Annotated in this window: 7 protein-coding genes; 6 read left to right on the plus strand and 1 reads right to left on the minus strand. The window is 67.2% G+C overall.

All coding sequences use genetic code 11. The features are described 5' to 3' along the window. The first annotated feature begins 20 nt into the window (after positions 1-20). From NFX52_RS27560 to NFX52_RS27580, 5 genes are all read left to right on the plus strand, one after another. Entirely contained in the window at positions 21-1,550 is a 1,530-nt protein-coding gene (locus NFX52_RS27560; RefSeq protein ID WP_082437632.1) for a DNA-3-methyladenine glycosylase 2 family protein, read from the plus strand. Between the two features lie 65 nt (positions 1,551-1,615). Beyond that, positions 1,616-2,164 carry a methylated-DNA--[protein]-cysteine S-methyltransferase gene (locus NFX52_RS27565; RefSeq protein WP_055401924.1) on the plus strand — a complete coding sequence of 183 codons (549 nt, stop codon included), beginning with the start codon at positions 1,616-1,618 and terminating at the stop codon, positions 2,162-2,164. Next, complete coding sequence (locus NFX52_RS27570; RefSeq protein ID WP_055401926.1) at positions 2,161-3,087, plus strand: DMT family transporter; 927 nt, start codon at positions 2,161-2,163, stop codon at positions 3,085-3,087. Before NFX52_RS27565 ends, NFX52_RS27570 begins: the two co-directional genes overlap by 4 nt. 154 nt (positions 3,088-3,241) lie before the next feature. Further along, positions 3,242-7,060 (plus strand): sensor domain-containing protein, encoded by a 3,819-nt coding sequence (locus NFX52_RS27575; protein ID WP_055401928.1) that lies wholly within the window; start codon positions 3,242-3,244, stop codon positions 7,058-7,060. A 136-nt stretch (positions 7,061-7,196) separates the two neighbouring features. After that, positions 7,197-7,745: a hypothetical protein gene (locus NFX52_RS27580; protein WP_055401930.1), complete on the plus strand. Its 549-nt coding sequence runs from the start codon at positions 7,197-7,199 to the stop codon at positions 7,743-7,745. Between the two features lie 75 nt (positions 7,746-7,820). Here the strand turns inward: NFX52_RS27580 and NFX52_RS27585 are convergent, their stop codons facing one another. Beyond that, positions 7,821-9,755 (minus strand): propionate--CoA ligase, encoded by a 1,935-nt coding sequence (locus NFX52_RS27585; protein ID WP_255354221.1) that lies wholly within the window; start codon positions 9,753-9,755, stop codon positions 7,821-7,823. 273 nt (positions 9,756-10,028) lie between these two features. Here NFX52_RS27585 and NFX52_RS27590 point away from each other — a divergent pair, with 273 nt between their 5' ends. Continuing rightward, positions 10,029-10,997 (plus strand): chromate resistance protein ChrB domain-containing protein, encoded by a 969-nt coding sequence (locus NFX52_RS27590; protein WP_252635917.1) that lies wholly within the window; start codon positions 10,029-10,031, stop codon positions 10,995-10,997. Positions 10,998-11,009: the final 12 nt, after the last annotated feature.

An 11,009-nucleotide genomic window follows, 5' to 3' on the forward strand; every position in this document is an offset into this window, starting at 1 on the left:
CCCAGGCACCTGACACCGCCTTGGACGAAGGCCGCTACCTGGCGGTGCTGGCGCGGGATGCACGGTTTGACGGGCATTTCTTCACGGCGGTGACCTCCACCGGCATCTATTGCCGCCCCGTGTGCGCCGTGCGCACGCCCCGGCGCGAGAACTGCCGCTTTTTTGTGCTGGCCGCACAGGCCGAGAACGCGGGCTTTCGCCCCTGCTTGCGCTGCCGGCCCGAGCTGGCGCCGCAGGCGCTGGTGTGGTCGGTGCAGGACGCCAGTGGCATCCTGGTGCAGCAGGCCGTGCGCCTGCTGGATGCGCCCGACCTGTGGCCCGCCCCATCCGCACCGGGCGAAGGCAGCGCCACCGTGGCCCGGCTGGCCGAGCGCCTGGGCGTGAGCGACCGGCACCTGCGCCGCATTTTTGAGGCGGCCCTGGGCGTATCGCCGCTGCAGTACCTGCAGACGCGCCGGCTGCTGACCGCCAAACAACTGCTCACCGATACCCCCATGCCCGTTACCCAGGTGGCGCTGGCCAGCGGCTTTGCGAGCGTGCGGCGCTTCAATGCGGCGTTTTCGGGGCACTACGGCCTGAACCCCACACAGCTGCGGCGCAGCGGCACCACCGCAGGGGCGCAACCCACCAGCACCTTGCGCCTGGCCTGGCGCCCGCCGTTTGATGTGCCCGCACTGCTGGCCTTTTTTGAACGGCGGCAGTTCCACGGTGTGGAATGGGTGCTGCCGGAGGAGACCACGCTGCGGCGCACGGTGCGTCTGCCCGCTTCCTGCACCGGCCTGCCCGGCGAAACCACGGGATGGTTCAGCGCACGCTTTGACGGGGCCCGCCACCAGGTGCTGCTGCAGACCAGCGACAGCCTGTACCCCGTGTTGCCGCTCGTGATCCGCCGCGTGCGCGCCATGCTCGACCTGGATGCCGACCCCGCGGCCATCAACGCCGTGCTGCACCAGCACTTCCCCCAGGGCGACGGCCTGCGGGTGCCCGGTGCGTTCGACGGCTTTGAGCTGGCCGTGCGCGCCGTGCTGGGCCAGCAGATCACCGTGGCCGCTGCGCGCACCCTGGGCCAGCGGCTGGTGGAGCGGCTGGGTGAGCCCATCGAAACGCCCTGGCCCGGGCTGAACCGCCTGTTCCCCACCGCTGCCACGCTGGCAGCGGCCGACGGCGACACCCTGGGCCAGCTGGGCATCGTGCGCCAGCGCCAGGCTGCCATCGTGGCTCTGGCTCGCGCCGTGGATGGCGGCACGCTGGCCTTGCACGCGGGCGCCGACGTGGCCAGCACCACGGCCGCGCTGTGCGCCCTGCCCGGTATTGGCGACTGGACGGCCCAGTACATCGCCATGCGCGTGTTGCGCTGGCCCGATGCGTTTCCGGCCGGGGATGTGGCGCTGCACAAGGCCCTGGGCGTGCAGGGGCACAAGAACCCGGCCCGCGCCGCAGGCGAGGCCTCGCAGGCCTGGCGGCCCTGGCGCAGCTACGCGGTGCTGCGCGCCTGGGCAGCGGGCACCCCGGCGGGTGCAGTGCCACCAGTTCTATCACTATCAAAATAGGAGCTGCTAGCGCTTATCCATCAAGCGCTGGAGGCCAATTTCATCTAAAAATCGCTCATTCAGTCATGCAATTTCACCCCCACACCGTGCAAATGCGCACCTCCACCGCGCTGGGGCCCGTGCGCCTGGCGGCGTCGCCCGCCGGCTTGGTCGGCGTCTGGTTTGAAGGCCAGCGCCACGAGCCCAGCCAGCGGCTTCATGGCCCCACGGCCTGGGCTGACACGGCAAGCCACCCCGTGCTGGAGGAAGCCGCCCACCAGCTCCAGCAGTACCTCGCCGGGCAACGTGCGGGGTTTGACCTGCCGCTGGACCTTTCGGGTGGCACGCCGTTTCAGCAGGCTGTGTGGCGTGCCTTGCTGGCCATCGGCCGGGGCGCCACCACCAGCTACGGCGCGCTGAGCCGCCAATTGGGCCGCCCCCTGGCCGTGCGCGCCCTGGGGGCCGCCGTGGGGCGCAACCCGCTGAGCGTGGTCGTGCCCTGCCACCGCGTGGTGGGCGCCAGTGGCAGCCTGACGGGGTATGCCGGTGGCCTTGATCGCAAAGCGGTTTTGCTGACGCTGGAAAATGCGCTGCCCTCCACCTCCCCCAACGCTTTCCGCAAAGGACATGCATGAACAGCCCCGGCAACCAGCCCGTTTCCACCTGGATCGGCGAATTCATCTTGCTGGCGGCGCTGTGGGGCGCGTCCTTTCTGTTCATGCGGCTGGGTGCGTCCGACTTCGGCCCTCTGCCCACGGCCGGGCTGCGCGTGGCGCTGGCCACGGTGTTCCTGTGGCCCATCATGCTGCGCCAGGGCCACTGGCCTGCGCTGCGCCAGCACTGGCGGCCCATCCTGTTTGCGGGGGTCATCAATTCGGCCATTCCATTTGCGCTGTTTTCCTGGGCTGTGCTGCACATTGCCACGGGCCTGACCTCCATCCTCAACGCCACCGTGCCGCTGTTTGGCGCGCTGGTGGCCTGGATGTGGCTGGGTGACCGCATCAACCGCCTGCGCTGGGCGGGCCTGGCGCTCGGTTTTGTGGGCGTGGCGCTGCTGGCCTGGCGTGCGCCAGCGGGCACCGGGTTCAAGAGTGACAGCGCCGAATGGGCCATTGCCGCCTGCCTGTTGGCTTCGAGCTTCTACGGGCTGTCGGCCAGCTTTGCACGGCGCTACCTCACGGGCATTCCACCGCTGGCCACCGCTACCGGCAGCCAGCTGGGCGCGGCGCTGGGACTGGCCCTGCCCACGCTGTGGTTCTGGCCTGCGCAGATGCCAGGCCTGCGCGCCTGGGGCGCCATCATTGCCATTGCGGTGCTGTGCACGGGCATTGCCTACATCCTGTACTTTCGCCTCATCGCCAGTGCCGGCCCCAGCCGGGCGCTGGCCGTGACCTTCATCACCCCCGTGTTTGCGGTTTTGTACGGCACGGTCTTCCTGGGCGAACGCATCACGCCCTGGATGGTGGGCTGCGCCGTGGTCATCGTGTGCGGCACATTGTTGTCAACCGGACTTATCAGGACACTCAGGCCTGCCCTGCCCGCCTCAGAACGGCCCTAAACTTGGCCCATGGGGTTTTCTTCGGGCTTTTGCCATCTGACCAAGTCCGTCAACGGCACCGGGCGCTGTACTGCCACACACATCCCCGGCCGCTCCCCCTGCAACTCCTGGCCTGCGGCTACCCCGCCGCAAGGGGCTTGCCCAGGGGTTTTCCATGGGTAACAACACCCTTTTGGCCGCCACGGCGCTGATGTCGCTGCTGCTGGTGCTGGCCTGGCTGCCGCCGCGCGAGTCCTTGCACCCGTCGCGCCGCACCTTGCTGCTGCTGGGGTTGGCAGGCGGCCTCGTTTCCTGGATTTCTTTTGAGGCGCTGCGCTGGAACGCCCCCGAGCTGCGGGTGGTGGCCTACCCCACGGTGGCGGCGTTTCTGGCGCTCTTTTTCAGGTTTCCGGCGGCCATCATTGCGGCGCTCATCGCCCTGGTGGCAGCGGTGCGCACTGATATGTCCGATGCGGTTCCAGCCGTTGCCGTGCTGGGCGTGTCGGTGGCCACGGGGTTGTTGTGGCGCCATGTGGGGGCACGCCTGCAGGTGCCCAAATGGGCTGCACTGATCGGCCTGACGCTGACCCTGCCCCTGGCCGTGTCTGGCAGCCTGTGGGCCACCGACGGCGCATCCGACATGGCGCGAAGCCTGCCATGGCACCACGGCGCCGGGGTGCTGATGCTGGGCGTGGGCCGGTTGCTGCTGGCCAACGGAGCACGCTCCGAGCTTTCACGCAGCGACATCCAGCAAGCCCTTGCACAACAAGAGCGCAGGCTGCGCCTGGTGCTCGACTCCATGGGTGGCGGGCACTGGGAGTGGGATGTGGTGCAGCGCCAGTTCCGCTGCCATGGCAGCTTCTATGAAACCTTCGGCATCACCGCCGCCGATCTGGAGGCGCCAGACCTGTGGCAGCGCTGGTATGCCCGGCGCCACCCGCAGGATGCCGAGCGCAATGCGGCCAGGCTGGCGCGGGCCATGGACGGGCTGGAAGACAGCTACGAAGCCGAATTCAGGGTGATGGACACCGAGGGCCGCTGGCACTGGCTCATGTCGCGCGGCACGGTGGCCACGCGCGACGCCCAGAACCGGCCGACCAGCCTGATCGGCATGGACGTGGACATCACCGCCCACCGCGCGGCCGAAGATGCGCTGCGCTCGTCCGAGGCCAAGTACACGACCTTCTACCAGACGCTGCCCGACCCCGCAGGCATCTCGCGCATCTCGGACGGCCGCTACATCGACGTGAACCCCGCATTCTGCGAGGTGCTGGGGCGCCCGCGCGAGGAGGTGATCGGCCGCACATCGACCGAGCTGAACATCTGGGCCTCTGAACAGGAACGCAAGCGGCTGGTGGAGACCTTCCGCCGTGACGGCAAGGTGGACCGCCTGCCGCTGGTTGCGCAGCGCGAGGGCGGACGCATCCCGGGGCTGATGTCGGCACGCTCCGTGCTTGTGGATGGCGAAAACTGTTTTGTGTTCGTTTTCCATGACATGACCGAAGCCCACCGCGCCAGTGACGAGCTGCAGGCCCTCAATGGCCTGCTGCAGCAGGCCGGCCGCCTGGCCCGGCTGGGTGCCTGGGAGGACGAGCGCGGCAAGGGCCTGGTCTACTGGTCAGACGTGTGTTTTGACATCCACGGCCTGCCCCCCGGTTCGCCGCTGCCCCACGACTACATTGACCGCCATGTGGCGCCCGCCTACCGCGAAACGCTGCGCGCCAACTTCCGCTTGAGCATTCTGGAGCGCCGCGAGTGGAGCATGGAGATCGAGGTGCTGCACACTGACGGTCGGCTGGTGTGGGTGCGCGCCATGGGTGAGCCGGTGATCGAAAACGGGCGCGTGACCCGCGTACGCGGCGTGATGCAGGACATCGACGAGGCCAAGCGCGCCGAGCAGCGCCTGCGCCAGTCCGAAGAGCGCTTCTCGCGCATCTTTCAGCTCATGCCCTACCCCATGGGCCTGTCGCACCGCCGCGACGGACGCTATGTGGACATCAACCCCGCCTGGGTGGACATGCTGGGCATCCCGCGCGAGGAGGCCATCGGCCGCACTGCGGTCGAGCTGGGCATCTTCACCGCGCACGACCGCGAAAAGCTGATTGCGGAGGTGGAGCGCTCGAGCCACCTGAGCAGCTACGAGGTCAACCTGAATGTGCGTGGCGGCCCACCCCGCACCGTGCTGCAGTCCATGCGCGCCACCGAATTCGATGGCGAGCCGTGCTGGCTGTTCTCGGTGCACGACATCACCGACCGCAAACGCAATGAAGAGCAGGTACGGGAACGCGAGGAACTGCTCTCGCTCACCATCTCGGCGGCATCGCTGGGCCTGTGGGACTGGAATTTGCAGACAGGCACCGTCACCGGCGACAGCCGCTGGCACGCCATGCGAGGCCTGGACACGCCCCACACCCCACTGGCCTCCACGCAGTGGACCGCCGGCATTGCCCCCGACGACATCGACCGCATCACCAGCGAACTGGCCCGCCACACCACCCACCCCGGCACCCCGTTCGACGCCACCTGGCGCGTGAACCAGCCGGGCGACCCCGCCCGCTGGCTGCGCAACCTGGGCAAGATCGTGGGCTTCGATGCGGCGGGCCGCCCCGCACGCATGCTGGGCGTGGCCATTGACGTCACGCCCCAGCGCGAGCAAGAGGTTCTGCTGCAGCGGCTGGCCCTGTTTGACGCCCTCACGGGCCTGCCCAACCGCGTGCTGCTGGCCCGCAAGCTGCAGGAGTGCATGGACCAGGCGCGCCAGAACGGTCGGCAGCTGGGTGTGGCCTACCTGGACCTGGACGGCTTCAAGCCCGTCAACGACCGCCTGGGCCACGGCGCGGGCGACCGCCTGCTGGTGGTGGTGGGTGGCCGCCTCACACGCGCGCTGCGCCCGCTGGACACGGTGGCGCGCCTGGGCGGCGACGAGTTCGTGATCCTCATGCCCGACCTTGAATCCGTGGGCGACTGCGAGCGCATGCTGCACCGGGTGATGGACAACATCTCAGCGCCCTACACACTCGACACCGAGCGTGTGGTGGTCACTGCCAGCATCGGCTACACCGTGTTCCCGCAGGATGACGCCGACGCCGACGCCCTGCTGCGCCACGCCGACCAGGCCATGTACGCCGCCAAGCAGGCCGGGCGCAACCGGTTCCACCAGTTCGACGCTGCGCAGGAACGCGCCCTGCAACTGCAGCGCGAACAGGGCCGCCACTTGCGCGAGGCCCTGGCCGCCGCGCAGTTCACGCTGTACCTGCAGCCCAAGGTGGACATGAGGAGTGGGGCCGTGGTGGGTGCCGAAGCGCTGGCGCGCTGGCAGCACCCCGAACGCGGCCTGGTGCCGCCGGGCGAGTTCTTGCCCCTGCTGGAGGGCACCGAGCTGGAAATCGACTTTGGAGAATGGGTGGTCGAAGCCGCACTCACCGTGCTGGCGCAACTGCAGGCACACGGACTGCACCTGCCGCTGAGCATCAACATCGCCGCCCAGCACCTGCAAGACCCAGACTTTGCCGACTGGATGGCCCGGTGCATCGCCCGCCACCCAGGCGTACCCGGCCACCTGGTGGAAATCGAAATCACCGAAAGCGCCGCCCTCTACGACCTGACCGCCGTGGCGCAAACCCTGACGGCGCTGCGTGCGCTGGGGGTGGCGGTGTCGCTGGACGACTTTGGCACCGGCTACTCGTCGCTGACCTACCTGCGCCGCCTGCCCATGGACACGCTCAAGATCGACCAGAGTTTTGTGCACGGCATGATGGGCGACCCCGGCGACCTGGCCATCGTGCAGGGGGTCATCGGCCTGGCCCGCTCCTTCGGCTACCGCGTGATTGCCGAAGGCGTGGAAACCATCGAACAAGGCCAGATGCTGCTGCAGCTGGGCTGCATGCAGGCCCAGGGCTACTGCATCGCCCGGCCCATGCCGCTACAGGATTTCATCGGCTGGACGCCAGGGTGGCAACCGCCGGTGGGGTGGCAGAAAAACCGGCCTGCGTGATTGCGCTCCGGCCGGAGTCTCGCCCCGCTCTGGTCCGGTGCCAGCGCACTGCGCCGATGGCAAAAAATCCGGGCGTTGCGACCGCCAAGGCGGTAAAAATGAATCTCCGTTCTTTTCTTACTATCGGAGGGGTCCCATGAGCGCTTTGACTTTGACCAACAGCACCTCGTACATCGCCCAGTACGTGATTCACCGGGGTGGGCTGGCCCTCGCCCGCCTGCCGGGCCTCGCCCCCGGCGCGACGCTATCCGTCCCGGAGGCCGAAACTTTCGAGATCACGGCCAGCACCATACTGGAAGGCAACACCTATACCTCCGCACCGATAGCAGTCAGTGGTGCGACCCGTTTTCTGGCGCAGGTGAAGCAGCAGCGCGCCCAGCAAACCTACGAATTCGAAGTGGTGACAACACCCAGTAGCGTTGCCAACCAGATGCAATTCGAAAAAACCAGCCTTGGCCCGGTGACCTTCCAGATCACGCACCAAGGTGTGCCAGTGCAAGACGTCGTAGTGCCTGACTCATTCGTGCAGGTCACGGTGGAAATCAGCGATGTCTACTCCGTCTACGCCGTCATCAATGGCATCACGACTGACAGCGTGACCACATCCAATCCCAACGCCACCGTCACAGCAGTGTCCGAAGCGACCGACATGGAGTTTGGCTACTTCACCCTGGTGATCTCCTGAGCCCTGGCGTGCCAAGCCCCACGCGAACAGCACGGCGGCCTTTGCACGGAGCCCACTGCGGGTCGAAAAGGCTCGTCACCCCACCAGGTCCTTCACCTGTTGCAGCGCCGCCGGGTCTTCCATCGTCGTCAAGTCACCCGGGTCGCGCCGCTCGGCCACGGCCTGGAGCGCGCGGCGCAGCAGTTTGCCGCTGCGGGTCTTGGGCAGCACGGTCACGAAGTACACACGCGACGGCCGGGCCACCGCGCCGAGCTGGTGGTCCACCTGCTTCATCACTTCGCCTTCGAGCTTGAGGCGCGCGGCATCGTCCGTGAGGCCCGACGCATCGCGTGCCACGGCAAATGCCATGGCGACCTGGCCCTTCAGGCTGTCGGCGACGCCCACCACGGCCACTTCGGCGATGTTGGGGTGGGAGGCAATGCTCTCCTCGATCTCGCGCGTGCCCAGGCGGTGGCCTGCCACGTTGATCACGTCGTCCGTGCGGCCCAGGATGAAGTGGTAGCCGTCGGCGTCGCGGATGCCCCAGTCGAAGGTACTGTAGATCAGCCGACCGGGAATGCTCTTCCAATAGGTGTTCACAAAACGTGCATCGTCGCGCCACACGGTCTGCATGCAGCCGGGGGGCAGCGGGCCTTCGATGGCGACCACGCCCTTCTGGTTGGGGGCGGTCAGCTCTTCGCCGTTGCTCTCGTCGATCAGCTTGACGTGGTAGCCGTACATGGCCTTGCCGGGGCTGCCAAAGCGTGTGGTCTGTTGCTCCACGCCATTGGCCAGCGTCAGGATGGGCCAGCCGGTTTCGGTCTGCCAGTAGTTATCGATGATGGGAACCTGCAGCGCGTCGCTGATCCACTGGGCCGTGGGCTCGTCCAGCGGCTCGCCCGCCAGCCACAGGGCCTTGAGGGTGGAGACGTTGTACTTCCTGAGCCAGCTGGCGTCCTGCTTCTTGAGCACCCGCACCGCCGTGGGTGCCGAGAACATGTGGGTGACCTGGTACTTTTCGACAATGCTCCACCACACACCGGCATCGGGTCGCGTGGGCAAGCCTTCGTACATGATGGTCGTCATTCCCGCGATCAGCGGGCCATAGACGATGTAGCTGTGACCCACCACCCAGCCGATGTCGCTGGTAGCAAAGTAGGTGTCACCCGCTTTGGCATCAAAGATGTGCTTCATGCTGGCGGCCAGCGCCACGGTGTAGCCACCGGTGTCGCGCTGCACGCCCTTGGGTTTGCCCGTGGTGCCGCTGGTGTACAGCGTGTAGCTAGGGTGGGTGGACTCCACCCATTCGCACGGCACCACGGTGTTCAGGTGCTGCTCGCGCAGCGGCGCCCATTCATGGTCGCGGCCCGGCTGCAGGTGCATGGGGGCCAAGCCGCGGTTCACCATGAGTACAGCGGCGGGCTTGTGTTTGGAGAGCGCAATGGCCTCGTCCAGCAACGGCTTGTAAGGCACCACCTTGCCACCGCGCGACCCGGCATCGGCGCTGACCACAGCCACGGGCTCGGCGTCTTCGATGCGCGAGGCCAGCGAGCCCGAGGCAAAGCCGCCAAACACCACCGAATGCAGCGCCCCAATGCGCACGCAAGCCAGCATGGCAAAGGCGGCTTCGGCAATCATGGGCATGTAGATGAGCACGCGGTCGCCCTTCTTCACCCCCAGGCTCTGCAGCACGGCTGCCATGCGCTGCACCTCGGCATGCAGCTCGGCAAAGCTGTAGCTGCGCTCGGTGTCGGTTTCGGTCGAAATGGCCACCAGCGCCGCCTGGCTGGCGCGCGTGGCCAGGTGCCGGTCTACGGCGTTGTGGCACAGGTTGGTGGTGCCGCCCACAAACCATTTGGCAAAGGGCGGGTTGCTGTAGTCGCACACCTGCTGGGGCTGCGTCTTCCAGTCGATCAGCTGCGCCTGTTCGCTCCAGAAGGCGTCGCGGTGGTCGATGGACTGGCGGTAGAAATCAGCGTAAGCGGTCATTGTGGGGGTCTCCTCGGCATCTCTCTCGGCCTGCCAAGACAGCAGGTTTTGAATTCATAATTATTCATAACGGGCTTGCGGCAAACTGACGCAGGGCTTGGCATCGGCCCTGAATCCATTTACACGGGGCCACATCTCCATGGACAAAAGCGACTGCCGCCCTGCATTGGGCGCTGTTCCTGTGTACCGCATGCTTTTTCGCCCGCTCTGCTCCTTGTATGACCAGAAGCACCCGGCATGCAAGGAATCTTTGGTGATGACGATTTTTGAAATAGAAATAACTATTTCACTACTTGATGCATATAATTCAATGCTATGTGGTCCACCCTCATCATGACGCTGCCCACGCAGCCCAACGCCGTGCGGCTGCGCATCTGGCGCAATCTCAAGGCACTGGGTTGCGCCGCCCTGCGCGACGGCGCCTACCTGCTGCCTGAAGAACACGCAGGCCTGCTGGCGCCCATCGCCGCCGAGGTGCGAGAACACGGCGGCACGGCCATGCTCCTGACCCTGACCGCTCCTGACAACATGCAGCGCCAGGAGATCGAAGCGCTGTTCGACCGCACGGAGGCCTTCTCGCAGTGGCGCGACACGGCCAGCACCTTGCAAGCCGAGCTCGCACAGCTCACGGAAACCGAAGCGCGCCGCCGCCTGCGCAACGTTGCCGATGCACTGCAGGCACTGCACCGCATCGACTACTACCCCGGCGCCGCAGCCGCGCAGGCCGATTCCGACATGGCCAGCCTGCGTCAGGCGCTGGACGCCTGCTTCTCGCGGGGGGAGCCTGCCGCCCTGCCCGCCCATGGCATCAGGCGCCTTGACACCGCCCAGTTCCAGAACCAGCGCTGGGCGACGCGGGCGCGGCCCTGGGTGGACCGCCTGGCCTGCGCCTGGCTGATCCGCCGATTCGTTGACCCGGGTGCGCGTTTTGTGTGGCTGGCCGATCCGGCATCGCCGCCTGCTGATGTCCAGGGCTTTGACTTTGACGGCGCCCGGTTCACCCATGTGGGTGCCCTGGTGACCTTCGAGGTGCTCATTGCCAGCTTCGGGCTGGAGACCGACCCCCGCCTGCAGCGCCTGGCCCGCGCCGTGCACTACCTGGACACCGGCGGCATGCCCGTGCCCGAAGCCGCCGGGCTGGAGGCCGTGCTGGCTGGCCTGCGCGAAGTGCATGCGGATGACGACGCCCTCGCCCAGGCCGCCGCGCAGGTGTTCGACGCCTTGTACGCCGTGCCAACCACCCTTCCATCCTCCCAGGCTCCGCTGACCAGCGCCGCAACATGACCACCCCTGCGC

It is taken from the genome of Acidovorax facilis (genome assembly GCF_023913775.1).
Classification (GTDB): Bacteria; Pseudomonadota; Gammaproteobacteria; order Burkholderiales; family Burkholderiaceae_C; genus Acidovorax; species Acidovorax facilis.

Coding starts and splice junctions, on each gene's coding strand:
- NFX52_RS27565 (WP_055401924.1), top strand. CDS start 1,616: ATGCAATTTCACCCCCACACCGTGCAAATGCGCACCTCCACCGCGCTG.
- NFX52_RS27570 (WP_055401926.1), top strand. CDS start 2,161: ATGAACAGCCCCGGCAACCAGCCCGTTTCCACCTGGATCGGCGAATTC.
- NFX52_RS27575 (WP_055401928.1), top strand. CDS start 3,242: ATGGGTAACAACACCCTTTTGGCCGCCACGGCGCTGATGTCGCTGCTG.
- NFX52_RS27580 (WP_055401930.1), top strand. CDS start 7,197: ATGAGCGCTTTGACTTTGACCAACAGCACCTCGTACATCGCCCAGTAC.
- NFX52_RS27590 (WP_252635917.1), top strand. CDS start 10,029: ATGTGGTCCACCCTCATCATGACGCTGCCCACGCAGCCCAACGCCGTG.